General features: G+C 44.2%; 19 protein-coding genes. 9 read left to right on the top strand and 10 right to left on the bottom strand.

Annotated features, from left to right (window positions below):
• Both AAEY72_RS02845 and AAEY72_RS02840 read left to right on the top strand, forming a co-directional pair.
• Window positions 1-2,091: VWA domain-containing protein (locus tag AAEY72_RS02845; protein WP_352309370.1), on the top strand; the 2,091-nt coding region annotated here is incomplete at its 5' end.
• A gap of 218 nt (window positions 2,092-2,309) precedes the next feature.
• On the top strand, window positions 2,310-3,023 hold the full coding sequence (locus tag AAEY72_RS02840; RefSeq protein ID WP_352309369.1) for a DarT1-associated NADAR antitoxin family protein: 714 nt from the start codon (window positions 2,310-2,312) through the stop codon (window positions 3,021-3,023).
• A 166-nt stretch (window positions 3,024-3,189) separates the two neighbouring features.
• Here the strand turns inward: AAEY72_RS02840 and AAEY72_RS02835 are convergent, their stop codons facing one another.
• Window positions 3,190-3,963 carry an IclR family transcriptional regulator gene (locus AAEY72_RS02835; protein WP_352309368.1) on the bottom strand — a complete coding sequence of 258 codons (774 nt, stop codon included), beginning with the start codon at window positions 3,961-3,963 and terminating at the stop codon, window positions 3,190-3,192.
• Window positions 3,964-4,365: 402 nt separating this feature from the next.
• Here AAEY72_RS02835 and AAEY72_RS02830 point away from each other — a divergent pair, with 402 nt between their 5' ends.
• Window positions 4,366-5,550, top strand: a complete 1,185-nt coding sequence (locus tag AAEY72_RS02830; protein ID WP_010198628.1) for an acyl-CoA dehydrogenase — start codon at window positions 4,366-4,368, stop codon at window positions 5,548-5,550.
• Window positions 5,551-5,746: 196 nt separating this feature from the next.
• A complete protein-coding gene (locus AAEY72_RS02825) occupies window positions 5,747-6,955 on the top strand; it encodes a CaiB/BaiF CoA transferase family protein (RefSeq protein WP_352309367.1) in 1,209 nt (402 codons plus the stop codon).
• Between the two features lie 68 nt (window positions 6,956-7,023).
• Here AAEY72_RS02825 and AAEY72_RS02820 read toward each other — a convergent pair whose 3' ends face one another.
• Window positions 7,024-7,794 (bottom strand): IclR family transcriptional regulator, encoded by a 771-nt coding sequence (locus tag AAEY72_RS02820; protein WP_352309366.1) that lies wholly within the window; start codon window positions 7,792-7,794, stop codon window positions 7,024-7,026.
• Between the two features lie 329 nt (window positions 7,795-8,123).
• Here AAEY72_RS02820 and AAEY72_RS02815 point away from each other — a divergent pair, with 329 nt between their 5' ends.
• From AAEY72_RS02815 to AAEY72_RS02805, 3 genes are all read left to right on the top strand, one after another.
• Window positions 8,124-9,590: an NAD-dependent succinate-semialdehyde dehydrogenase gene (locus AAEY72_RS02815; protein ID WP_010198637.1), complete on the top strand. Its 1,467-nt coding sequence runs from the start codon at window positions 8,124-8,126 to the stop codon at window positions 9,588-9,590.
• 187 nt (window positions 9,591-9,777) lie between these two features.
• Complete coding sequence (gabT, locus tag AAEY72_RS02810; protein WP_189581264.1) at window positions 9,778-11,040, top strand: 4-aminobutyrate--2-oxoglutarate transaminase; 1,263 nt, start codon at window positions 9,778-9,780, stop codon at window positions 11,038-11,040.
• A gap of 359 nt (window positions 11,041-11,399) precedes the next feature.
• On the top strand, window positions 11,400-12,842 hold the full coding sequence (locus AAEY72_RS02805) for an APC family permease (RefSeq protein WP_010198643.1): 1,443 nt from the start codon (window positions 11,400-11,402) through the stop codon (window positions 12,840-12,842).
• A 95-nt stretch (window positions 12,843-12,937) separates the two neighbouring features.
• Here the strand turns inward: AAEY72_RS02805 and AAEY72_RS02800 are convergent, their stop codons facing one another.
• From AAEY72_RS02800 to AAEY72_RS02775, 6 genes are all read right to left on the bottom strand, one after another.
• Window positions 12,938-14,311, bottom strand: a complete 1,374-nt coding sequence (locus AAEY72_RS02800; RefSeq protein ID WP_352309365.1) for an NAD-dependent succinate-semialdehyde dehydrogenase — start codon at window positions 14,309-14,311, stop codon at window positions 12,938-12,940.
• An 83-nt stretch (window positions 14,312-14,394) separates the two neighbouring features.
• The gene (aguA, locus tag AAEY72_RS02795) at window positions 14,395-15,522 is read right to left on the bottom strand and encodes an agmatine deiminase (RefSeq protein ID WP_194618833.1); all 1,128 of its coding nucleotides are present in this window, start codon (window positions 15,520-15,522) and stop codon (window positions 14,395-14,397) included.
• 52 nt (window positions 15,523-15,574) lie between these two features.
• A complete protein-coding gene (gene aguB / locus AAEY72_RS02790; RefSeq protein ID WP_194618831.1) occupies window positions 15,575-16,444 on the bottom strand; it encodes an N-carbamoylputrescine amidase in 870 nt (289 codons plus the stop codon).
• 120 nt (window positions 16,445-16,564) lie between these two features.
• Window positions 16,565-18,058 (bottom strand): Na+/H+ antiporter NhaC family protein, encoded by a 1,494-nt coding sequence (locus tag AAEY72_RS02785; RefSeq protein ID WP_010198659.1) that lies wholly within the window; start codon window positions 18,056-18,058, stop codon window positions 16,565-16,567.
• A 199-nt stretch (window positions 18,059-18,257) separates the two neighbouring features.
• Entirely contained in the window at window positions 18,258-19,634 is a 1,377-nt protein-coding gene (locus AAEY72_RS02780) for an NAD(P)/FAD-dependent oxidoreductase (protein ID WP_352309364.1), read from the bottom strand.
• Between the two features lies 1 nt (window position 19,635).
• Window positions 19,636-20,979 (bottom strand): glutamine synthetase family protein, encoded by a 1,344-nt coding sequence (locus AAEY72_RS02775; RefSeq protein WP_010198663.1) that lies wholly within the window; start codon window positions 20,977-20,979, stop codon window positions 19,636-19,638.
• 464 nt (window positions 20,980-21,443) lie between these two features.
• Here AAEY72_RS02775 and AAEY72_RS02770 point away from each other — a divergent pair, with 464 nt between their 5' ends.
• Both AAEY72_RS02770 and AAEY72_RS02765 read left to right on the top strand, forming a co-directional pair.
• A complete protein-coding gene (locus AAEY72_RS02770; protein WP_352309363.1) occupies window positions 21,444-22,184 on the top strand; it encodes a gamma-glutamyl-gamma-aminobutyrate hydrolase family protein in 741 nt (246 codons plus the stop codon).
• On the top strand, window positions 22,159-22,902 hold the full coding sequence (locus tag AAEY72_RS02765) for a cupin domain-containing protein (RefSeq protein ID WP_352309362.1): 744 nt from the start codon (window positions 22,159-22,161) through the stop codon (window positions 22,900-22,902). The genes AAEY72_RS02770 and AAEY72_RS02765 overlap by 26 nt, the downstream gene beginning before the upstream one ends.
• Before the next feature lie 331 nt (window positions 22,903-23,233).
• On the opposite strand, the gene AAEY72_RS02760 is transcribed toward AAEY72_RS02765, so the two are convergent.
• Together AAEY72_RS02760 and AAEY72_RS02755 are read right to left on the bottom strand one after the other, a co-directional pair.
• Window positions 23,234-24,556 (bottom strand): glycosyltransferase, encoded by a 1,323-nt coding sequence (locus tag AAEY72_RS02760; protein ID WP_240215612.1) that lies wholly within the window; start codon window positions 24,554-24,556, stop codon window positions 23,234-23,236.
• A 151-nt stretch (window positions 24,557-24,707) separates the two neighbouring features.
• Window positions 24,708-25,580, bottom strand: a complete 873-nt coding sequence (locus AAEY72_RS02755; protein WP_352309361.1) for a TIGR03915 family putative DNA repair protein — start codon at window positions 25,578-25,580, stop codon at window positions 24,708-24,710.
• Window positions 25,581-25,589: the final 9 nt, after the last annotated feature.

Genomic DNA, 25,589 nt, shown 5'->3' with positions numbered 1-25,589 from the left:
ACCATCAGCGATGGCAACGGCGGCACGGCCACGGCAACAGAGACGATCACCGTCACGCCTGTGAACGATGCCCCAGTCGTTTCGGCAGCTTCAACCCGAGTCTCGGAAGAAGGTCTCATTTCTCAAGGAGGTATTGTCGATACAGCAGGAAGTAACGACACTACAGACAATGCGACTTCAACAGGTGAGATCACATTCACTGATGTTGATAACGTGTCTATTGCTGACTTTAACATTGAGTTGACAGGACCAAGTGGTATCACCGTTCAGGGTAATGCTGTTACATGGACGTGGAATGATGCTACAGACACTCTAACCGGTCAGGCCGTGTTGGCTGCAGGTGAACCCGCAATTGATGTGATGACTATACAAGTCAATGACATTACAGCTAACGGCTCTGATTTTGTTGCATCTTACGATGTAACGCTATTGCATGCTATTGATCATCCAACCAATAATACTGAAGACGAGCTTGATGTGACATTCGGCGTAGTTGTCAATGATGGTAATGATGACTCACTAATTGCGGATCTGGTGGTTACCGTTGAAGACGATCGTTCTTTGTTGGCTGAAGGACCTATCGATGTCAGCTTGAATACTGTCAGTTCAAATTTATCTATTATCTTAGATGTATCGGGTAGTATGAATGCACTTGCAGATGCTAATGATCCAAATAGTGGTACCCGCTTAGATGTTGCTAAAGCCGCGATGATTAGGTTGATTGATGGTTATGCTGAGTTTGGTGATACGATGGTACAGATAACTCTATTTTCATCTACGGCTGAAACCCAAGATTTATGGATGACTGTCGATGATGCAAAAATATACGTTAACAGTATTCCGGGTACCGGTGGTGTTACCAACTATGATGCAGCCCTCGATATCGGTATGGAAGGCTTTAATAATCCTGGTAAAATTGTTGGTGCTCAGAATTATTCTTACTTCTTGACAGATGGCGAGCCGTCTGCAGCACAAGGTGGGGTCGATTCACTATCGGGTAATGCTTCTGTAGCTGACCCTAACGATTTTGGTATTCAACCGAATGAAGAGATTATTTGGACAGATTTTTTAACAGCTAACAGCATTAAGTCGTATGCCTATACGTTTGGATCGGACTTTCCGATTGATGCTGTATTACCCATTGCTTATGATGGACAGCAAGGAGTAGATAATGATGGTCTTGCCGATAAAGTAAATGATATAAGTGAGTTGGGTAATGTTTTAATTGATTCGCTTAGTGATCGCCAACCTAAAGTTAGTAGGGACTTGATTAGAGGAAGTCTCTCATCAGACACTGTATCTGAATATGGGTATGGAGCAGATGGCGGCAATGTCTTAAATATTACGATAGATGGCACCACCTACGTATATAGTTCTACTGACGGTAGCATAACTGTACAAGGTGATAATCGTTCCACTTACGATCAAGCAACAACGACAGTAACTATCAGTACGCTTACTGGAGGTGTTGTATTACTGAACTTTGAAACGGGTATTTTTGAGTATCAAGCTAGGGCCACAGATATCGGCTACCAAGAGAATATTGCCTTTTCAGTACAAGATAACGATGGCGATATCGTGTCTGCTACACAGGTATTAAATATTACTCGTAACGTTGATAATGACTATCTAGTAGGTACTAACCAAGCTGAAACGTTAAGTGGCGGTTTAGGAGATGATACTTTAATTGGTCTGAGCGGTGCAGATACCCTATTAGGTGGTGATGGTAATGATATTTTGATATTTGATAGAGATGATGTGTTAATCGATGGCGGTCAAGATATTGATACTTTAATAATTAACGATCCGAGTATTGTCGCTAATCTTGATTTGACTAATGTCACTAACTTTGAAAGCATTAATATGACCAATAATACTGCTCAAACGCTAAATCTAGGATTGAGTGATGTTATCAGTATGACTGATGCTAATAATCAGCTGTTTATCAAAGGTGATAGTGTTGATACTGTCAATATATCAGGTATGACTAAGTCTGGTACTTCCGATCAAGTTGGTTATGATTTGTACCAAGACAGTGGTAATCTGGCAAAGTTATATATTCAGAACTCTATAGATGATAACGTTGTCTAATAATAAGGTATAATTAATGATAAAAGCGCTCCTAAAGGGGGCGCTTTTTGATACATAAAACCAGTGTTATTCAGGCTATAGTTGAGGCAATTCAAAAATTTATGGTGTGTTAAACATATTACAAATACTCACGGTTAGCGCCATGATCAAAAGATCAAACACGCCCTAATACAAAACCATTAAGCCCTAATACAAAATCATCAATAAGGCACATCGCTATGGAACAAGCACAAAACGCTGTAGAACACAGACCTGTATTCATGCCCAAAGTCAACAGTGACAATTTGGTAAAAACGGATATGGTTAGGTTTGAGCGGCATGTGGGATTTGCAACTAGACAGAAGAAAAAGTCCATCAATGACCTGCAACAAGTCATTCGTAAAAAATATGGATTTAAGCAAGTGTTAGAGCTGTCGAGCAAATCTGGCAATAAGTTGAGTTTTCCACTAAGCCCGTTCAGCTTAAAGATCACTGATGAGCATGATGGTAATCAATACAGTGTCGAAAATGCCTTTCAAGCCAGCATGGTTTTTGAGGACGGTGGGCCTTACCTTGACTTGCTGACAGTACCGCCAAGACAAGCCAGAAAGGACGAGCGATTAACTACCTCAGGAGAACTCACTGGCTATAATTATTTTGGTATGGAGTGGGGTGTAGAGCCGTTAACCGTGTTTTATGATTGGTTGTATGTAAATGCCCTAAAGCAAAATCCTCAGCTGAACGAGGAAGTGATGCAATATCAGGCCTTTACTGATATCACCTTTAATCCCAAAAAATCCATCCATTGCGCGGCCTATGCATTGGCTCTGTTTGTGGCGCTCAATAAACGAGAGTTGCTCGATAATATTGAAGACCCAATAGCGTTTTATAATTTATGTGATGAGTTCAAAGTCAGTAATACTGAGCAGCTTTTGGAAGAGGGTTGGGTCTAATGGCTAGACAGAATATGCTTTAATACGCATAGTCAAAACACCCTAAAAACGCTACGGCACTGCTGATCTCAGTTTTTCTTGCTTGCGCAGACAGAGGCTACAAAAAATTGATATCAGCAATGCATGATGTATCGATATTATTTTTCACTGACTATAGTTCAAATGTTTAAACACCACTCCCAATCCGCTCAGCCAATGCCTGCAACTTTGGCACAATCATCGCCGCATAGTCGGCGCTTTCCCAGTTGGCGCTTGGCACACTGGCATTGAGCGAATAAGCGTATTGTCCTGTTGCGACATCATACACCCCAACAGCGACTGCCAATATGTCTGTAGAAAACTCCCCATCTGATACGGTATAGCCGTATTTTTCATAATGCTCTGCTGCGCTGGCTAGGGCGGTTTGCGCATGGTTATAATCCTCTATAGACAAATGCTCTTTTAGATTGCTAATGATAACCGCCTGTCTTGCTTGCGAGCTTGCCGCATAAAAAGCACGTCCAATGGCAGTGCGTGCGACGGGTACGGCTGAGCCAACTTGTAAATTGACCGATAAGCGTGCAGGGCTACGACAGCAGGCGTGATAGCGCATCTCTCCTTCGACTTCGGTTGCCAAATTCACCGATACTTCATTGCTGCTGGCGAATTGCCGTAATAGTGGCTCAGCATACGAGACCATATCATGGCGACTCCACGCGATGGCGCTTAGCCGTACAGCACTACTGCCCAATTGATACTGTCCGTATTCATTCGTACGTAAAAACCCAAGCGTGGTCAACGTATGGATAAGGCGAGTAACGGTCGCTTTTGGCAGATTTGTCATCTGACACAATTGCTGATGGGTGAGCCGCTCATGATGCTCAAAAGCGGCCAGCAATATCAATCCGCGACCCAGTGCCGTCACAAATTGTCGGTCATTATCCTCCTTGCTTTGGCTCATTATTCCATGCATTCGTCTCAGTAGCGGGGTAGCTGTCGATAAGGGTGTTGTCATTTTATACTCATCTTTTTTTTATAAAGGTTTACAGCGGGGCTAAATTTTGCTTAAATGGTTTTAAATTATGAAACTAAGTTTCGCACAGCGGAATTACTAAGTCAATGATTAGGGCGTGTCTTTATTTCAAAAATGATTATAAAAATGAGATAAATGGCCGTCAAACAAGGAAAATAGTGCAGATAATACTGTGGTATTGACCAACTATTTGACGCGGTTTGACAATATTTAGCCATTTTTAATTTATTTAGATGTCTATCGCTTGAATTGAAGAGATGCCCTAGTTAGACCAAACGATGTATCAATCACTACTCGTCAGTCAGGATGACTGATACCAAGGAGATCCACATGGCAACATCTACCAGCCCACGCTTTGATTGGGAAGATCCTTTTTTATTACGCGACCAGCTCACTGAAGAAGAGCGCATGGTCACGGACAGCGCCCGTCAGTTTTTTCAAAAAGAGCTGATGCCGGGCATCGTTGAGGCCAATCGCAATGAAAATTTCGATCGTAATATCATGCGTCAAATGGGTGAAATGGGCTTACTTGGCGTGACTATCGAAGGTTACGGCTGTGCTGGTTTATCCAGTGTTGCCTATGGTCTGATTGCCAAGGAAGTGGAAGCAGTTGACTCTGGATACCGCTCTGCAATGAGCGTACAGTCAAGCTTGGTTATGCATCCTATTTGGGCATATGGCACCGAAGAACAAAGAGAGCGTTATTTGCCTAAGCTTGCTTCAGGCGAATATGTCGGTTGCTTCGGTCTGACTGAGCCAGATTCGGGTTCTGATCCGTCATCAATGTCTACTCGTGCGCGCGCAGTCGATGGCGGTTATGAGTTGACGGGTAATAAAATGTGGATTACCAACAGTCCTATCGCTGACGTGTTTGTCGTGTGGGCAAAAGATGATGCTGGCGAGATTCGCGGTTTTGTTTTAGACAAAGGTATGAAAGGGTTATCAGCACCGAAAATTGAAGGCAAATTCTCATTACGTGCCTCAGTCACGGGTGAGATTGTCATGGACAAAGTATTCGTCCCTGAAGCCAATGCTTTTCCAGATATCCGTGGCCTAAAAGGGCCATTTGGCTGCTTAAATAAAGCCCGTTATGGTATCGCTTGGGGTTCAATGGGTGCCGCTGAATTCTGCTGGAAAGCGGCTCGTCAATACACGCTAGATCGTAAGCAGTTTGGTCGTCCATTGGCAGCAACGCAGTTGGTACAGCTAAAGCTGGCTAATATGCAGACTGAGATCACCTTAGGTCTACAAGCGGCATTACGTGTTGGCCGTTTGATGGATGAAGACAACGCAGCGCCTGAGATGATTTCACTCATTAAGCGTAATAACTGCGGCAAGGCACTTGATATCGCTCGTATCGCGCGTGATATGCATGGCGGTAACGGTATCTCTGATGAGTTCCATATCATCCGCCACGTGATGAACTTGGAAGCTGTCAACACTTATGAGGGCACGCATGACATCCATGCGCTTATCCTAGGCCGAGCACAGACGGGCATTCAAGCATTCTTTTAAGCGCTTTTAGCTAATAGTGTTTGGTACAACCGTATTCTGTGACGTACGTTATTGTTTTGCTTTTTACGAAGCATTTATAGGCAGTAGCGTACGTTTTTCAGTTGTTCTTCATGATTCAACCGTTAAGCAGCTAAATGATGAAGAACAATTTTATGATCAAAAAATCAAAGAACACACGACACAATAAGGGATGATTATGATTGATATGGCTAATATGCCAGAGGGCGCATTGCATGGTATTAAGGTGCTCGATTTATCGAGAGTGCTGGCGGGGCCTTCTTGTACCCAAGTGCTTGCTGATCTTGGTGCCGAAGTCATTAAAGTTGAGCGTCCTCATATCGGTGATGAAACGCGCCATTGGGCACCGCCAACATTCAGCGATGATACGTCCGCTTACTACGCCACTATTAACCGCAATAAAAAATCTCTTACGGTAGATATTACCATGCCAGCAGGGCAGACCATTATCAAGCAGCTGATCGCTGACAGTGATATTTTGGTCGAGAATTTTAAAGTCGGCGGTCTGAAAAAATACGGCTTGGATTACGACAGCCTAAAGCAAGACAATCCGCGTCTGATTTATGCGTCATTGACGGGTTTTGGGCAGACAGGACCAGATGCCAAACGCCCAGGTTACGACTATATTGTCCAAGGATTATCAGGGCTAATGAGCATTACAGGTCCGAGTGATGGCGAACCGCATAAGGTTGGTGTGGCAGTCGTCGATTTGTTTGCAGGCTTACAGCTGACGATTGGCATTCAAGCAGCATTATTGGCGCGTCAAAATACTGGACTTGGTCAACACGTTGATGTAGCACTGCTTGACAGTGCTCTGGCGATGTTAGCTAATGTCGGTATGAATCATTTGGCCTCAGATAAGATACCACCGAGATTGGGTAATCAGCATCCCAATATCGTCCCTTATCAAGTGTTTGCTGGTCAGGGTGAAGCACATTTCATTTTAGCGTGTGGTAATGACAGCCAGTTTGCCAAATTGTGTGAGGTATTAGAAGTTAATTGGCATACCGACAGCCGTTTTGCGACCAATCCACAACGCGTTGCCAATCGTACGCTGCTATGTGGCGAGCTGGTTAATAAGTTTGCTGAGCAACCACGCAACTATTGGCTAGAGGTATTAGATCAAGCAGGCATTCCATGCGGTGCGATTCATAACGTGGCTGAAGCTTTGGCCATGCCGCAAGCACTGGCACGTGAAATGATAGTTGATTTCACCACGCAAGGCAGTCCTGTGCGCGCACTGGGCAATCCTATCAAACTATCCGCATCGCCGGTCACTTATCGTACGCCACCACCACAATTGAGCGAGCATACCGATAGTACGCTTGCTGATTTGGGCTATGACAGTGAGATGATTGCTAAGCTAAAAGCGGATGGGATTGTTTAGGGCATATCCTCAATTTAAACGGCATCGATCAAATGCCAAGTTAGCTTTTTGATTTTTTGCTCAAAAAGCTAAGCCAAATTCTCCGCCTTAAAACCCAAACGCTGTTCAATTTGTTCAGCCAATTCAATCAGCACAGCACTCACCTCAGCATACTTAGACTCGTATTCTGCCTGCAAAAAGCTAACCGCCATACCTGCAACGGCATTGCCTGAAGCATTGCGGATATAAGTACCCAAACAGTACATACCTTCGCGTAATTGCCCGTCATCGAGTGAAATACGACTGTCATGAATGGCGCTTAGCTCAGCAGATAAGCTTACAAAGTTATCGACACCATTTGGTGTGAGCGGCTGAGGAAAGATACCTTCGTACAAAGATTCGATGGTTTGCATTGAGAGCGTAGACAACAGCGCTTTACCAGTCGCTGAAAATACTGCCGGTACGCGCACACCAGCACGGAAAGTAAAACCAAGCGGGGCAGGCGTTTCGTGACAGGCTAAAAAAACAACTTCGCCCAAGTCCAATTTAGACAAGGTTACAGTATGTTGTAGCAAGACAGGGTGTTGGACGATGAGGTCTTTAAATAACTGTATGACCCCTTGCTGCTGCTCATACTTGCCAGCCCAATACATCAAGTAGGAGCCTAAGTGAAAGCGGCTGTCACTATCTTTATAGATGACATGCTTGCCCAATAAGCTTTGCAATATATTATGGGTTGAGCTACGCGGCAGTTTTAATTGCTTGGCGATATGAGCGGCAGTCAAGGGTTGTTGACTTGCCGTAATTAAATCTAAGATTTGAAAAGTTTTGTCCAATGCTGGAACGGCTGTTGTGCTCATAAGTTGCCTATCAGAAAGTAAAAATAAAAATAGTGAAGATAATATTCAAAATAATCTTAATAAAGGTTGCAAAGAGTGGTGCATCATTCTTATAATGATGTCTCATATATAGAATTAACGTTCAGTATATTGAACAAATTACAGATGAGCAATAATTATTACTGACTGACCGTTTTGATTTTATTCTCTTGTAATGAGCTATTCAACAATGGATGGTGTTGCCGTTTTTTTTAAATGGCATCGTTTTTAGTTGCCATTTTGAATTGCCACATTGTTCAATAGCTTACTCATAATAAATGCGCAAATCACGACCAACATGGAGTGTTACGATGCCAAAAAATACGCTAACCCTATCAAATCCAGATTTACTCAAACAATCTTGCTTCATTAAAGACGGCTGGCATGCTGCTAGTGATGACGCTGTGCTTGATGTAAACAATCCTTTTAATGGCGACCTCATCGGTACCGTACCAAGTCTCACCACAGAAGATGTCAACGAAGCCGTTGCTTATGCTCATGACGTCCAAGCGGATTGGGCAGCAAAAACAGCCAAAGAACGTGCAGAGTTATTGCAAAAGTGGGCTGATCTGATCGATGCCAATAAAGAAGATTTGGCCATCATCATGACCGCTGAGCAAGGCAAGCCGCTGACTGAGTCACGCGGTGAAGTAGGCTACGCCAATAGCTTTATCCGTTGGTTTGCCGAAGAAGGCAAGCGCGTTTACGGTGATGTGATTCCTGCCAATAGCACACAGCTACGCCACGTCGTCCTTAAGCAGCCAGTCGGTGTTTGTGCCGCTATCACGCCTTGGAACTTCCCAGCTGCGATGATCACGCGCAAAGTTGCTCCTGCACTAGCAGCAGGCTGTACGATTATCGTCAAACCTGCTACTGAGACACCGTATTCTGCATTGGCGCTAGGCGTATTGGCTGAGCAAGCGGGTATTCCAGCTGGCGTCATTCAAGTAGTGACTGGCAAATCTTCGGTCATTGGTGAGATCTTAACGGGTGATGCCCGCATTCATAAATTGTCATTTACAGGCTCTACAGAAGTAGGCCGTACGCTGATGGCACAATGTGCGCCGACTATCAAAAAGCTATCGTTAGAGTTAGGTGGCAACGCACCATTTATCGTCTTTGATGATGCCGATCTCGAAAAAGCCGCTACCGGCTTAATCGCTTCCAAATATCGTAATGCTGGTCAGACCTGTGTCTGCGCCAACCGCGTATACGTGCAAGACAGCATCAAAGATAAATTTTTAGACGTCTTTGTCAAAAAAGTCGCTGAGTTGAAGGTCGGTAACGGTTTAGAAGAAGGCGTCGATATAGGCCCTCTTATCAACAAAAAAGCGTTAGATAAAGTACAAGCCTTGCTCAAAGATGCGCTAGATAAAGGGGCAAAACTGGTCACTGGCGGTAGTGTCAACGCTGCTTCAGAACTGACTTATAACCCAACGGTTATTACAGATATTAGCAGTGATATGGATATCGCCTCTGAAGAAATCTTTGGACCGATTGCGACCATCTTTACGTTCAAGGATGAAGCAGAAGTTATTCGTGCTGCTAACGATACTATTTATGGCTTGGCCGCTTACTTTTACAGTAGCGACTATGCACGCTCATGGCGCGTTACCGAAGGTCTGGAGTACGGCATCATCGGTCACAATACTGGTTTGATTTCTACCGAAGTTGCCCCATTTGGCGGCGTCAAGCAGTCTGGATTTGGCCGCGAAGGTTCAAAATACGGTATCGAAGACTATGTCACGACCAAATACTGGTGTTCTGATATCAGCTAATAGCCCATAACGTAATTAGTTGGCTACCTAGTCAGAAAAGCAAAAACTAGCAAAAGTTTTTAGATATCTGTGGTGTTTTATGTCAAATAAACACCATTCGATATCTACTGAGTACAAAGACAAACATCAAATAAACCGCCAATCACTAGATGGCACTTATGTTACGAACAAAGAAAAGGACATTTCTATGACGACTACCAATCAATCATTACTTGAGCGCCGCAAAGCTGTTTTACCAACAGGGTTGGGTGTTGCCTTTCCTATCTTTGCAGAAAGAGCAAAGAACTCAGAAGTTTGGGACGTGGAAGGCAATCGTTATATCGATTTTGTTGGTGGTATTTCAGTATTGAACACCGGTCACAGCCATCCAAAAATCACCCAGCGTGTCCATGAGCAGCTCGACAAATTTACCCATACTGCTGCACAAATGATTAACTATGAGTGCTATGTTGATTTGGCTGAAAAGCTGTGCGAAAAAGCCCCTATCAGCGGTGATACCAAAGCATTCTTTTTGACCACTGGCGCAGAAGCGGTTGAAAACTGTATCAAGATTGCTCGTGCTAAAACCCGTCGTCCAGGCATCATCTCTTTCGTTGGTGGTTGGCATGGCCGCACCATGATGTGTATGAGCTTGACTGGTAAAGTCTTGCCATACAAAAAGAACTTTGGCCCGATGCCAGGTCCTGTGTTTCATGCGTTATTTCCAGCAGAAGAGTTGAACGTCACCGAAGCACAAGCATTGCATAGTCTTGAGATGATTTTTCAAGCGGATATCGATCCTAGTGAAGTGGCAGCGATGATTATCGAGCCAGTACAAGGTGAGGGTGGTTTCCATCAAGTGACACCATCATTTGCCAAATCTTTGCGTGATATCTGTGACGAGCATGGCATCGTCTTGATTTTTGATGAAGTACAGTGTGGTTTTGCGCGTACGGGTACGTTGTTTGCCACTGAGCAACTAGGCGTTGAGCCTGATTTGATGACTGCTGCCAAGAGTTTGGCAGGTGGATATCCTATCTCTGCGGTCATCGGTCGTGCTGACATCATGGATGCCCCGCAAGTAGGCGGCTTGGGCGGTACTTATTCTGGTAATCCACTTGCTTGTGTGGCAGCGCTTGCGGTCATGGAAGTCATCGAAGAAGAAAACTTGCTTGAGCGAAGCATTGAGATTGGTGACAAAATCGAAGCTTTCTTAAAGGACTTAAACTTAAGCAGTATCGGTCATATTCGTCATAAAGGTGCAATGCTAGCGTTTGAATTGATCGATAGCGAAGGCAAGCCTGATGCCGCAGCCGCAAACAATCTGAAAGCAAAATCATTCGAGCAAGGTTTGCTACTAGCGTCTTGTGGTATGTATGGCAATGCCATTCGTGTGATGGTGCCACTGACGGTCGAAGATGAAGTGCTACAAGAAGGTCTTGATATCATTAAAGGCATCTTAACGGCTTAATAAGTATCGAGCCAATAGTTGATAGAGCAGCAAGATTGCCCCTATGGCACTCGCTTTGAGTACATTTTTTACAACGGCGCCTTGCAAGTCAAGACGCCGTTGCTGTCTCTGCTATTTGAATATCGAACAAATAGTGTAGTCAAGGAATTTTAAATCGCTACAAGGCGACCGACCGCAGATATTACACTGAGTACATCTAGGGCGGGTAACACAGTAGCGGTTTAAAAGTGCTCTGACTATACGTAACAGCTTGGATCAAAAGGTATATATGATAATTATGATGGGTGCTATCCCACTAAACAAAACATAGTGTGGCCGTAAAGGGTTAACACGGATGACACACAGACAAGGAGCAAGTTATGTCTGAATTAAAAAAAACGTTAGGGACGCTAGATATTATCGCCTTAGCATTTGGTGCTATGGTTGGCTGGGGCTGGGTGGTTTTAGCTGGCGGCTGGATTTTATCTGCCGGTACGTGGGGCGCAATGCTGGCGTTCTTTATCGGTGGTTTGGCAGTGATACTGATTGGTGTGACTTATGCTGAGCTGGCGGCCTCCATGCCGATTACGGGCGGTGAGCATACTTATACCCATCGAGCGCTGGGGGTGAATGTGTCCTTTATTTGCTCATGGAGTATTCTATTCGGGTATTTCTCAGTGGTCGCCTTTGAGGCGGTTGCCTTGCCGACAGTCGTAGAGTATTTTATTCCCAATTATAACCAAGGCTATCTCTGGACGATTGCAGGTTGGGACGTCTATGCTACTTGGGTGGGCGTCGGGATGTTGGGTTCAATCATTGTGACTTGGCTCAATATTCGTGGTATGGAAGTCAGTGCGTGGTTCCAAAAAACGGCGGTATTGGGCATTTTATTCGTTGGTACGTTACTGTTCATCGGTGCTGTCTTATTCAATCCTGAGAGTTCAAATTCGATACAAGCGCCAGCCTTTATTGGCGGTGCCGCAGGCGTCATGGCTGTTATCGTGATGGTACCCTTTATGTTTGTGGGCTTTGATGTTATTCCACAAGCAGCAGAAGAGATTGATTTGACTCGTCCTAATATTGGCAAGTTTTTGATTCTCTCTATCGTTGTTGCGGTGATGTGGTATGTGGGTATCGCTTGGAGTGTGGGCACGACTTTGCCACTTGTACAAGCAGAAAACTCAACCCTCGCTACTGCTGATGCGATGACCAATGCGTGGCAAGGAAAATGGGCAGGTATCTTGTTGGTTATTGGCGGTGTACTGGGTATCTTGTCAAGCTGGAATGCTTTCTTGATCGGTGGTAGTCGTCTGCTTTATGCCATGTCAAAAGCACGTATGTTGCCAGCCTTTTTAAGCAAGCTGCATCCAAAATATAATACGCCATCAAATGCAATCTTATTAATCGGTGGTTTGGCGACACTAGCGCCATTGTTTGGTCGTAAAATGCTGGTGTGGATCGTAGATGCCGGTGGTTTTGGTATCGTGATTGCTTATACTTGTGTGGCGATATCATTCTTAGTTCTACGCTACCGCGAGCCTGATATGGTACGTCCATTCAAAATACCCGCAGGCAAGCTTGTCGGTATGGTCACGATTGCGCTTAGCATTGGTATGTTGATGTTGTATATGCCAGGTATGCCATCGGCACTAACCGCCATTGAGTGGTGGATTTTCTTTGGTTGGACTGTTTTAGGTATTGCATTATATGGCTATGCAAGAGTGAAATATCCAGGCATTAGTGAGTCGATTATGGCAGAAGAGCTGCGTGAATTAAAAATCGTCAATCAATTGTGGTTAAAAGATAACCCACCTAAGCGCTAAGATTTTCGATAAGATATTTTTTCATCAATGATCACTCAACAAAAAGCCTAACATTAAATGTTAGGCTTTTTGTTTATCTAAGAAAACGCTATCGATTACGATTTATCACGAATCAACTTATAGTTTAAAAATTCAGTGATACCAAGGGTACCAAGCTCGCGACCAAATCCAGAGCGTTTAACGCCGCCGAATGGGGTATTGGCCTCACTACCAGAAGGCGCGTTGATAGTCACCATACCGACATCTAATTGCTCAGCAATCTCTGCTGCCAATGCTGCGTCTTGAGTTTGAATGGAGGCACCTAGACCAAATGGTACGTCATTGGCAATTTTGATAGCATGCGCAATGTCATTCGCTTTGTAGATAACGGCGACAGGACCAAATAGCTCCTGACGATAGACATCCATTGAGTCATCAACATCTGCCAATACCGCAGGGGCAAACCAAGCACCTGGCTTGTCTTTAACGATGCCACCCTCGACTAATACCGTTGCACCGGCTTTGACAGCACTGTCTAACTGCTCTTGCAAATTGTTTGCTGCCGCCTTCGAAGACATCGGGCCAATGAAAGTATCTTCATTTTGTGGATCAGCTAGGGTCATGCCACGTACGGCGTCGGTAAAGCCTTTAACAAACTGGTCGTACACGCTTTCGACGATGATTAAGCGTTTAGCAGCATTACAAGCCTGCCCAGTGTTACCAAAACGACCTACGATTGCACCTTGTACGGCCTGCTCGATGTCAGCATCCGCTGCGACGATATAGGCATCGGAGCCACCAAGCTCTAAAACGACCTTTTTGAGAGCGCCACCAGCTACTTTTGCAACCGCTTGTCCTGCACGTTCAGAACCTGTCAACGAGACGCCTTGCACTCTGGTGTCTTCAATAATAGTCGCTGCTTGATCGTTGGTAGCGAAGACATTGTTATACACGCCATTAGGTAAGCCGGCGTCTTTTAGAATATCAACGATAACTTCTGCGGTGTTAGGGCACTGCGGCGCATGTTTTAAGATAATGGTGTTACCTGCCATCACGTTTGGTGCCACAAAACGAGCTACCTGATAATGCGGGTAGTTCCATGGCATGATGCCAAGTAAAACGCCAACTGGGAGCTTTTCTACTGAGGCAGAACCTTGATCCACATCAATGGTATTTGGTGCTAATAGTTGCTCACCGTTATCTGCATAATAGCGATAAATTTGAGCAACCAGTTGGAGCTCACCCTTTGCTTGTGCGAGAGGCTTGCCCATTTCGTTGGCAACGATACGTGCTAGCTCATCTTGGCGCTCAATATAGATGTCAGCTATTTTATTTAATAATGCACTACGTTCGCTAAGCGAGGTCTTTTGCCAGTCTTGATAAGCATTATTTGCTTGCTCAATAGCGTTTTGGATATCTTGTTCAGTGGCGGTAGGGTAAGTGGCTTCTACTTCACCAGTGGCTGGGTTATTAACTTGATAATCGCTCATAGTTATGTCCTTTTTTAAAATATTATTGGGTTCAAAATCCATTTGGGTCTATATTTTTATGCGGCTGCTTTTAGTTAATACTTTTAGTTGCTGCTTTTAATTGATGATTTTGGTTGCTGCTGCGTAATGCAATGAATATTGCCGCCACCAAACACAATCTCTTTCGTTCGTACTCCCACTACCTGATGTTGAGGAAAGACTTTTTCAAGCTGCTCGATAGCGAGTGCATCATTTATATCATCATATTGCGGTACGATGACAGCGTCATTACAAATTAAAAAATTGGCATATGAGGCAATACAGACGTCACCCGTTAAGCGCGCCTTGGCATCATCAGATTGTTCAATATCATAATGTTCAGGCAAGGTGACAGAGTTTTTGGTACAGCAAAGCTTATGGACTTTTAAACGTCTGCCTTTTGCATCAGTCATATTTGAGAGCTGCTCATAGGCTTTTTGCGTGGCTTCATAAAACGGATGCTTAGGGTCGTCAGTAAACAAGCAAACCACTTCACCAGGGCGCGCAAAGCAAGCGATATCGTCAATGTGACCTGTAGTCTCATCAGGATCAATACCGTCATCAATCCACAGCACTTTTTGTACATTGAGATAGGCTTTTAGCTTGTCTTCAATTTGAGCTTCGGTTAGGTGCGGGTTGCGCCCTGGGCTTAGCAGACACATGCGTGTAGTCAGAACCGTGCCTTCACCATCGACATGAAATGCACCGCCTTCCATCACAAAGTCATCCGTTCGATAGCGTTTGATATCTAAATGGTCACATAAGCGTTCAGCCAGCTTATCATCGTCATCCCACGGCGAGTATAGCCCGTCATAGTCGCCGCCCCATGCATTGAATGTCCAATCACAAGCGCGTAGCTCACCTGCTTCATTGATTAAAAATGTCGGGACAGTATCACGCGCCCAAGCATCGTTGCTGGGCATGGATATGACGTCGATGTCAGCAGGTAGACTATCGCGGCATGATTGATAATCATCAGGATTGACCAGTACGCCAACCTCACAAAATCTGTTGATTGCCAATGCGACATCAGCATAAGCTTTCTGAGCAGGAGTGGCTTGTTGTCGCCAGTTATCAGCACGGTATGGCCATACCATCCATATTTTTTGTATAGGCTCAAATTCTGCTGGCATGTAAAAGCCGTTTTGTTGTGGTGTTGAGCCAGTGATTGATTGGTTCGGTAATAATGACATATAGAGCACCTTATTTGACGATAGCGCGAGTGAGCTTGCTTGTTAACAAACCTTATCCATGAGTTAGCAACGTGCTATACATCGATGGACGACGATCACGGAAAATGCCCCATTGCTGACGTTCGATAGCCAGTTGATCTAAGTCAAAAGTCGTACTAAGTATCTGTTCTTTATCTTTAGATGCTTCTTGGATGATCTCACCGCGACCATCCGTGATAAACGAGCTACCATAAAACTGCATGGTACTGTCATTTCCGTTTTGAGTAATCGTCTCAGTGCCAATACGATTGGCTGCTACGACTGGCATGAGATTAGCGGCAGCATGACCTTGCATACAGCGTTGCCAATGGCCTTTTGAGTCGATGTCCAATGTTGGCTCATCACCAATCGCAGTCGGATAAAACAGTATTTCTGCACCCATTAATGCCATGCTACGAGCACACTCAGGGAACCATTGATCCCAGCAAATACCGACACCGATTTTGGCATACTTGGTTTGCCAAACCTTGAATCCAGTATCGCCGGGGGTAAAGTAGAATTTTTCGGCATAAGGAATGCCATCTGGTATATGCGTTTTACGATAAGTGCCAATTATCTCGCCATCGGCATCAATCACGGTCACGCTATTAAAAAAGGTATTGCCTGATTTTTCATAGAAGCTAATCGGCAATACCACTTGCAGCTCTTTAGCCAACTGTTTGAAGTGATTGATAGCCGCATTATCCTCAACTGAAGTCGCCAGCTTAAAGTAATCAAAGTCATGAACTTGGCAGAAGTAGGGCGTCTCAAATAACTCTTGTAGCAAGATGATATTGGCACCCGCTTTGGCGGCTTTGGTGACCAAATCAGTTGCAGTGGCAATATTTTGTTGTATATCCCAACCACATGCCATTTGAGTCGTGGCAACGGTAACATTTCGCATGATCTAAATCCTTATCGTATTTATTAGTGAGTACCATATAAAAGGCTTGTTTTGACTGATTAACGAACCATCTCTCATTGCCCGCTAATCAATGATTAAAATAATAGCGTTAAGGTTGGCTTAAGCCATCATATAACCCAAGCCTAAGAAGGTGACGACGGATAAGCCCGCACCGAGCATGGCATAGGGGAACTGGGTAAAAGCGTGCTGCATGGGGGAGCAGCCAGCACCTTGCGCGGCAAGTAGCGATGAATCACTAAAGAAACAAGCATGACTACCAAATGAAGAAGCAGATAACAATGCGCCAATCATAAGGGGAGTGCTAACGCCTAGGGCGAGCGATATCGGGAATACGATGGGCATCGCAAGGACATACAGACCCCAGCTTGATGATGTGGCAAAAGTTAAGAAAGCCATGACGGCAAAGATGACGGCAGGGAAAATAATAATGGTCATATAAGGCGTGATAGCCTCAATCACATATGAGGTCATACCAAGCTCATCATTAATGGCTTTTAAGAAAAAACCACCAATAACAGTTGAGAGTGGATAGAGCATGACTTTAAAGCCTTTAAAAATGGCTTCAACTTGCGTCTCAAAACTTAAAATTCCTTGCATCCAATAGACAACGACGGTCACAAAACAGGTCAGTAATGCACCGCGTAATAGATCGACTTCGAAGTAGACCGTAGAGACAATCAGTAAGATCATTGGGAAAGCAAAGTTTGCGATATTGGCTTTGAACGATAGCTTACGTTTGGCTTGGACGTTTGAGATCAGTTGCTCCTCGACAAAAGCTTCCGGAACAGGATTACCGGCTTTGGCGCGTGCCTCGGCCTTTTTCATCGGACCCCAGTCACCCAAAATGCCATACGCCACTAAGAATACAATCAAAAGTGCAAACCAAGCATACGCCATATAAGGAATCGCGCTGATATAAAGCCCAATACCTTCACCATCGCCAGCCACGCCGTTTTCTTCTAAAAGACCTGCAAAGTAGACTGCCCAAGTAGAAATAGGCACGATAATACACATCGGTGCGGCGGTTGAATCGACGATATAAGCAAGCTTCTCACGAGAAACGTTATAGACATCAGTGAGTTTTTTGACGGAGGTAGATACGGCTAGACAGTTTAAATAATCATCAATAAAAACCACCACACCCAAAGCAAAGGTGGCCAATAATGACTGACGGCGCGACTTAATGATTTTTTGTAGCCATTCACTAAAGCCATCTAGACACCCACTAATCTCAAGCAGCTGAATGAGACCGCCCATTAGACCGCAGACGAGAACAATCCAAATAATGGTCTCATTACCTAGCACCATCGACATGTTGTCTGCAAAAGGGGAGACCAAATCAAAAGGATTGAGCATCACGAGGCCAGCGACACAGCCTGCGATCATGGATTCAAATGGTCGCCTAGAGACAATAGCAGTGACTAATACCAATAAGGTTGGTAGTAAAGATAAGGCACCCCAAGATTGGTCTGGGGCACGGCTGGTAGATAGCCAAGCAAAAGCCAGATAGATAACGACGGCTACTATGACGGTGAGAAATACTCGCTTATTATGATACTGTCCTTCGACAGCATCATTGAGCTTCATGTTCATATTTACGCTCCCTGTAAAACCTCATTGTTTTTTTAAACAAGCTCTATTCTATGGTTGACGCGCGATAGACAGTAGGGAATCAACTTTCTATCGCGCCCCATCACAGCAATCCATTACTATGATAGGTCAAGGCAACAGTATTTTTCATGATAAAAGCGTTGTCTATGTCGACCGCTTTTATGCACGGTTGGTCATGTATTTACATGCCAGTGGTATCTTTTAGCGCATACCACCATGAGCCCATGACCGAGTAAGGGACTCGCAGCGCTCGACCACCTGGGAACGGAATCCAAGGAATTTGTGCAAAAGCATCGAACTCTTTGGTTTTACCATTGATGGCATCAGCCAAGATTTGCCCAAATAAGTGCGAACCTGTCACGCCATGACCACTATAACCATGGGCGAAATATACTCGCTCATGTAGTTTGCCCATTTGTGGTACGCGAGAAAAAGACAAAGCAAAGTTCCCACTCCACGCATAGTCGATTTTGACATCACGTAGCTCTGGGAATATCTTATTCATATTTGGTCTGATTTTAGCTGTGATGTCAGCGGGGTCTTGACCACCGTAGACTGTACCACCGCCAAATAACATGCGCTTGTCTGCTGAGAGACGATAGTAATCAAGAATATAGCGAACATCTTCGACACAAACATCGGTTGGCAGTAACTGGTCTGCTAAATCACCCAGCGGCTCGGTGGCGATAATCTGAGTCGATACGGGCATGACACGGTCAGTCAGTTTAGGGATGACTTTATTGAGATAGGCATTGCCGCACAGCACCGCTTGCTTACAAGTGACGGTGCCAAACTCGGTGATGACTTTGATAGCATCGTCAGCATACTCAATATCCACCACTAAAGTATTCTCATAAATCGTGCCGCCATTTTGTTCGATAGCTGCTGCTTCACCCAATGCAAGGTTTAGTGGATGAAAGTGTCCACCGGAGTGATCGATGACGCCGCCTACATAAGCATCTGATTTTATATGCTCTTGAATGCCATTTTTGTCTAGCATTTCTCGGTCATGCATACCGTGGCTTTCCCACAGTGCATGCGTTTCTTGTAAATCTTTTAGCTGACCGTTATTCAATGCTGCAAAGATATTTTTTTCTTTGAGATCGCAGCTGATATCGTAGTCGCGGACAAAACGGCGAATGATTTTGCCTCCGCGAGTCACGAGCTGACCGACGAAATCTGCATTTTCTTGCCCGTAAGATTTTTTGATCTTTTGCAGGCTAGCATTTAGACCGTTGACGATTTGACCACCATTGCGACCTGATGCGCCCCAACCAATCTGCGCACCTTCAAGCACGACGACTTCGTGGTCGGTTTCAATGAGATGCAGGGCAGTTGATAGGCCACTGTAGCCGCCACCCACCACACATATTTCTACTTGAATGTCATTTTTTAGCGTCGGTCTATCGGGCTTTGGATTACGACTGGCCGCATAATAGCTATCAGGATATTGCCCTTTGTCTGAATAATGCGGGATGTTGCGTGTGTTATTAGAAGGTGGGTTTTGGTTCGTTGCCATGTTGCTATTTGGGTTGCTATTCGAGCTGCTATTTGACATATCAAACATCCTGTAAATAGGTGAGGTATTCAAGGTTGGTCACTTGCTGAGCAAAGCGTTTGGCTTCTTGCTTTTTGACCGCGATCAATAGCTCAATCATCTCGCTTGGGAACAGCGAATCAATGATATCACTGCTTTCAAACTGACGGATGGCTGAGAGCCAGTCTAGTGGCAAGGTCTTAAGTTCTGCTGCGTCGTAAGTAATGCTATTAATGGGCTCAGGCGCTTCCAGCTTGTTTTCGATGCCATACAACATGCCTGCCAGTACCGCGCTACAGACCAAATAAGGATTGGCATCTGCCCCAGAGACACGGTGCTCGATACGGCGCGCTTTTGAGTCACCGCCAGGGATACGCACGGCTGCGGTACGGTTTTCATAACCCCATGACACATTGTTTGGCGCTAGCGTACCGGGTGTAAAGCGGCGATAAGAATTCACATGTGGGGCAAATAATAAAGTGCAATCTGACATGGTCTTTAGCAGACCAGCGACCGCGTGACGCAACATATCTGAGCCTTCCTCTGATCCATCATCGAAGACATTATTGCCGTCTTTGTCTAATAAGCTGCAATGCACATGAAAGCCATTACCAGATTGTAGACCAAAAGGTTTCGCCATGAATGTCGCGGTGAGCTTGTGACGAGCTGCCACGGCCTTGACCACTTGTTTAAATAAAATCGCATCGTCAGCAGCTTTTAATGGGTCGTCCACATGTAATAAATTGATTTCAAATTGACCACAACCATTTTCGGCCAGTGCTGCATCAGCAGGAATATCGAGTTTATTACATTGCTCATAGACTTCATCTAAGAATTCATCAAATTGCAATAAGTCATTGATACTTAAAATAGAAGTTTTATTCAGTCTTAATCCACTTTTGGGGCGAATGGGAGGCTTAGGTGTCTCTCCCTCGGTATAGTCAACCAAATAAAACTCTAGCTCGGTTGCCATCACTGGCGTCAGTCCCAATGCTTTGAATTTTTTGCTGATATAGTCCAAAACATGGCGGGCATCACCGTAGTAAGGCTCATTGTCTTCGGTATATAACCAAATAGGTAGCAGCGATGAGGGTGCACTGGTATTGAGAAGGGGATAGGCAGCACGGCCAGTTGGACGGGCAATGGCATCGATATCGCCATTACATTGGGAAGACTCGATAACATCCGCGCCCCATATATCGACACCCAAGATTGACAGAGGTAATCGGATTGCCCCGTTTTCTGCTTTTTCCATTTGATCAAAAGGGATGCGCTTACCACGAAGCAAGCCATTGATATCACCTGCTGCAACATAGACGTATTCTGTGTTGTGTGCAGATTTGACCATTCCATTGGTTGTCATCATGTCTATTCTTCCTATGAATTTTTAGAATTGCTGGGTTTGTTGCTGCTACATCTTTGCTATTAGGTCTGAATGCGCTGTTAGTGACATTTATAACGAATACTTAATAAATAAGCGTTTGATAAATGGTCAACTGAATATGATACGTTTTCACCAAAGCCGACATTTTTTATCAATGGTATTAGCCACTTAGAGATAATTTTTTTAATAGTATTATTAAAACTAAAAGTTAATCTCTGTTTAGTAATATCGGTAATGACTTCCAATATATGGATGAAAACTATAGTTGTCAATTTTTATTTAAAATTATCTTAAAATAACCCAAAAAGGCCTTTTTAATACTAATATCGATATTAATGAAGTTTATAGTTTACATTTTGTGAGGCATTGTGTTAAATTTTAGATAAATAAAGGATATGAATAATATGGATGGATTAAGTCTATTCATTATAACTAGGGAAGATAATATGAAAAATTCCAGACCTATTATTGCTATTGTGTCCTGTCATAAGATGGTTGATGGACAGCCAGCACAGGCGGTATATCAAAAATACATCGATGCAGTAAACTTCTACGGTGGCAATCCCATACTGCTGCCAAATACGGCTGCCGATAGCGAAAACTTCGATGCGTTGCTCGCAGTGGTAGACGGAATTTTATTGACGGGCAGTTATAGCAATGTCGCGCCAACTCGTTATGGCGCGACGCACGTCGAGGCAAAACAAGACTTAGGCCGTGATGAGCTGAGTTTCAAATTGTTGGCTTATGCAGATGAAAGAAACATGCCTCTGTTGGCAGTTTGCCGAGGTTTACAAGAGATGAATGTTCATTTTAATGGCACGCTACATCCTGACTGGCGTGAAGTCGATGGGTTTTATGAACCACATTTAGAAGACAACACCCAACCGCTTGAGGTGCAATATCAGCCAGTACATGATGTGATCATTCATCCTGAGGGGAGACTGGCTGCATTTGGTAAAAAATGGCACGTCAATTCATTACACAAACAAGCAATCAATAAAGTAGGCGCGCGTTTATTGGTTGAGGCGTCAGCGCCTGATGGCTTGGTCGAAGCGATCAGCTTATTGCAACATCCATTTATGATTGGTGTACAATGGCATCCTGAGTTAAATTATGTGCAAGATAACTTGTCCAAATTTCTATTCACGGAATTTATTCACCATGCCAGAGAACCACAAACTGAATAGCACGACTAAAAGTAAGGCAGAAACTGCCGTCACTGATATTGATAGTATTGAGAGCGATGTTAATAGTGTCGATGACAAAGATATAGTTGATATCGAGATAGATGATATCGATGATGAACTGATGGATTCTGACACGGCGTCATCTTCTGAAGCAGATGAGTCGTTGAAGGAAGACATTGGCAAAAAGATTAACCAGCTGCGTCTAGCGAAAGGTTACTCGCAACGTAAATTGGCCAAAATGTCTGGATTGACGAACACATCTATTAGCTCTATTGAACGCAATAAGGTCAGTCCAGCGGTCAATACGTTAAAGGCTATCTTGACAGTACTAGGTTCTGATCTGACCACGTTTTTTAGCGACGAGTGGAAGGAGCCTAGGGCTAGAGTCATTGTGACGCCAAAGGATTTGTTAGAGCTCAATGAACCCAATAGCAGAGTGTCGTTAAAACAAGTATATAACTGCAGTACGACAAGAAACCTAGGGTTTTTGATTGAGACCTATCAACCCAATAGCTCAACTGAAGAAAAAATTGCTCACGAAGGGGAGGAGATTGGTACGGTGATCGAAGGTAAGATTATTATCCGTATCGAAGAAAGCACTTATTTGTTAAATCAGGGCGACAGCTACGTGATTGATACCACTCAGCCGCATACCTTTATTAATCCCACCGATAGCGTGACCCGCATTGTCAGCGCACATACACCAACGACGTATTAAACCCATGCTATAGTCAGAGAACTGCTAAACGGCTACGGCGTTACCCTCCTTAGATGTACTAATTGTACAATCTGCAGTCGGCTGCCTTGTACCCGTTTTAGACTTCTTTGACTAAGGCGTGTTGAACATTCAACTATTAGGGCTGCTGATTGCTAAAATCGCACCAAAAATTTTATCAAGTCAGGCGTAAACCGACGATAATGTTGAGGTTGGTTCAGAGCAGATTGGTATTGATAAGGCTACTTCTATTTTTGAAGTGGCCTTTTTTAATTAAAATGTACTGTCAAAAAGTGCATGTCCACTTTTACACGTATTGAATGATACATGGCGTCTATGGCTCTTGATGGTCTTCGGCTATCTCTGCTGTGTCCACTATTTTAGACGTTTCTTTGCTCAGTTTTACTGTTGCATTTTTATTGACGGGTTCGACGTTTTTGACGGCGACACTAAGAATAGGCTTAGCAGGTTTTTTGAGACTTTTTTTGATTCGTCGTACTGCGATAGCATCGGCTTTCGCTTGTTCTTCTGCAAGTGCATCATCATACAGACCTTGATATACCGCCAGTGTTTCTTCGATCATCTCGCGCATGGTAAATTTGTTGGTCATCTCTGGACGCGTTACACTTTCTAGCTGGTTCCTAACGGCTTTGCATAGGGCATTGGCATTGTATTTTTTTACCAAGCCTTGCGGGTAGAGTGGCTGTAGAATTTCACTAAATGCTGCCTGATCCCAGCCAATAACGGGCGTGCCTAAATGGATGGCTTGTAGGGCATTAATACCAATAGATTCAGGCTCATTTGCAAGCGCCATAACGATGTTGGCCGCCGATAGCCATTCCCGCATATCATTACGCTTACTACCCACATAAGTAATGCGCTCAGCCAGCTCCAATGTATTGCTACGTTGGCGAAAATCTTCATGCGCGACATCACCATCTCTAAAATCATCGTCCATAATGATGGCATGAATATTAGGAAACTGTTCTTGCAGATTGCCCAATATATCGATGAGCCATTCTTGACCGTATTCGTTACCAATCACTGTCGGAAACACCAGCCACTTTTTATGCTCAAGCTCAGGATATTCAGCGAAAGTGTGCCGTAGCCAATAGACAGATGGATTGTGCCGATAAGGATAGCGACGGGTGTCGATACCGCGGTAGATGCGCTTAATGATCGTAGGATCGACATCTTCGCGGCGCAATCCCTTTTTTAGATAGTTGGTGACACTATCAGACACCGTAATAATCGTGTCGACATCGAGCAACGCTTGTGAGTATTTATTAATAGGATAAAAACCATACATGGTCGAGACCAACTTTGGCAAACGCCTGACTCGTGCGCGGCGCAGTGCCAAATGTAATATCCATGCCGGTGTACGCGAATGTACATGAATCACATCAGGCTCGTACTTTTCAATCAGATGTCGAAGCGATGAGACTTGCAGCAACGACAGCCAAGATTTTTTATTCATGTGTAGCTGATGGTATATATTGCCATCACGTTTGAGACGCCTAACCAAATCATTGTCTTCATCAGCACTTGAGACAATGATAGACGTGTGCTCATTTTTGACCAATGCACGCCCAAGATGAAAAATGCCGCGCTCGGATTCATCATGCTTCAAAGACGACAGTAAGCGCATAACTTTCATAATAGCGTGGGTCACCGGTTAGTAATATCAATTTGCTATTGTCAGTTAAAAGCGCTAAAAACTCAACCATCAAGATAAAAAGATGATGACAGACAGCTGGTTTTTAAAATATATAAGTATAAATGCTGGGATTAAAAGCCTATAGGAGCCGTTAGCGTCGTTTTTGCAGGTGCTCAGCATTGGGCAGTACTTGCTTTTCACTCAAGTATTTCCAATAGCGCTGCGGTAGATACTGTTTATGCAACTTAGGGTTTTTGCGCTCTTTGATATTGACGTTGGTAAAGTAACCTTGCCAAAATCTTTGATAGCGCTGCTCGTCAGGACTATGGATGCTGGCAGGATTGCGTAGTACCGCATCATCAAGGTCAGTGATCGTTTGCAGGGCAGCGGGGCGTTTGGGCGTACTATTACTTTTATCATAATAGATGCCATAGTTACGAGTCAGGTCATAAATCGCCCAATGCTGGTCTTGATAACGCTGACGAAAATGCTCTCCGATTAGAGGCAACACATTAAAGTCAGGCTCAACACGGGCAAAATAAATATCATCGGTCGTATGCTCAAAACGCACAAACGCTTCCATGCGATGCTTCTCACGACCGACGGATTTGACAGTTTGTACTAACTCCAAAACACTCAGGTTACCGAGGTCTTCCATAATGTGGCGGCTAGGGTAGTCAATAGCGTATTTAATCACCTGAAACAATGTCGTACCGATATTGTCTTTTTCTGATAAAAATCCCCACAGAATATTGCGCATACCTGAACGCCCCAATAGCTTATGTAGCTTGGTTAATACGCGTTCAGCATGGTCTTCATCTGTAGCAACACTGCTCGCTTCAGAAATCAATGAGGGCACATAAGAATCCTGAGCAATTAACTGTAGAGATTGATCTTCTTGTAACCGATTGGCATAGACATAAAAAACGGCACTGAGCCAACCTTCAAAACTTGGCTCATAAAGCACAATACCGGGCGTTAAGTGACCGACAATATAGTCATGGCTTTGCATCAGTTGTGACATTTATGTTCC

The organism is Psychrobacter sp. W2-37-MNA-CIBAN-0211 (assembly GCF_040309405.1).
Classification (GTDB): Bacteria; Pseudomonadota; Gammaproteobacteria; order Pseudomonadales; family Moraxellaceae; genus Psychrobacter; species Psychrobacter glaciei.
Note: the sequence above shows the minus strand (reverse complement) of the source record. Positions and strands in the feature narration are given on the sequence as shown.

Coding starts and splice junctions, on each gene's coding strand:
- AAEY72_RS02840 (WP_352309369.1), top strand. CDS start 2,310: ATGGAACAAGCACAAAACGCTGTAGAACACAGACCTGTATTCATGCCC.
- AAEY72_RS02835 (WP_352309368.1), bottom strand. CDS start 3,963: ATGAGCCAAAGCAAGGAGGATAATGACCGACAATTTGTGACGGCACTG.
- AAEY72_RS02830 (WP_010198628.1), top strand. CDS start 4,366: ATGGCAACATCTACCAGCCCACGCTTTGATTGGGAAGATCCTTTTTTA.
- AAEY72_RS02825 (WP_352309367.1), top strand. CDS start 5,747: ATGATTGATATGGCTAATATGCCAGAGGGCGCATTGCATGGTATTAAG.
- AAEY72_RS02820 (WP_352309366.1), bottom strand. CDS start 7,794: ATGAGCACAACAGCCGTTCCAGCATTGGACAAAACTTTTCAAATCTTA.
- AAEY72_RS02815 (WP_010198637.1), top strand. CDS start 8,124: ATGCCAAAAAATACGCTAACCCTATCAAATCCAGATTTACTCAAACAA.
- gabT (WP_189581264.1), top strand. CDS start 9,778: ATGACGACTACCAATCAATCATTACTTGAGCGCCGCAAAGCTGTTTTA.
- AAEY72_RS02805 (WP_010198643.1), top strand. CDS start 11,400: ATGTCTGAATTAAAAAAAACGTTAGGGACGCTAGATATTATCGCCTTA.
- AAEY72_RS02800 (WP_352309365.1), bottom strand. CDS start 14,311: ATGAGCGATTATCAAGTTAATAACCCAGCCACTGGTGAAGTAGAAGCC.
- aguA (WP_194618833.1), bottom strand. CDS start 15,522: ATGTCATTATTACCGAACCAATCAATCACTGGCTCAACACCACAACAA.
- aguB (WP_194618831.1), bottom strand. CDS start 16,444: ATGCGAAATGTTACCGTTGCCACGACTCAAATGGCATGTGGTTGGGAT.
- AAEY72_RS02785 (WP_010198659.1), bottom strand. CDS start 18,058: ATGAACATGAAGCTCAATGATGCTGTCGAAGGACAGTATCATAATAAG.
- AAEY72_RS02780 (WP_352309364.1), bottom strand. CDS start 19,634: ATGTCAAATAGCAGCTCGAATAGCAACCCAAATAGCAACATGGCAACG.
- AAEY72_RS02775 (WP_010198663.1), bottom strand. CDS start 20,979: ATGATGACAACCAATGGAATGGTCAAATCTGCACACAACACAGAATAC.
- AAEY72_RS02770 (WP_352309363.1), top strand. CDS start 21,444: ATGAAAAATTCCAGACCTATTATTGCTATTGTGTCCTGTCATAAGATG.
- AAEY72_RS02765 (WP_352309362.1), top strand. CDS start 22,159: ATGCCAGAGAACCACAAACTGAATAGCACGACTAAAAGTAAGGCAGAA.
- AAEY72_RS02760 (WP_240215612.1), bottom strand. CDS start 24,556: ATGAAAGTTATGCGCTTACTGTCGTCTTTGAAGCATGATGAATCCGAG.
- AAEY72_RS02755 (WP_352309361.1), bottom strand. CDS start 25,580: ATGTCACAACTGATGCAAAGCCATGACTATATTGTCGGTCACTTAACG.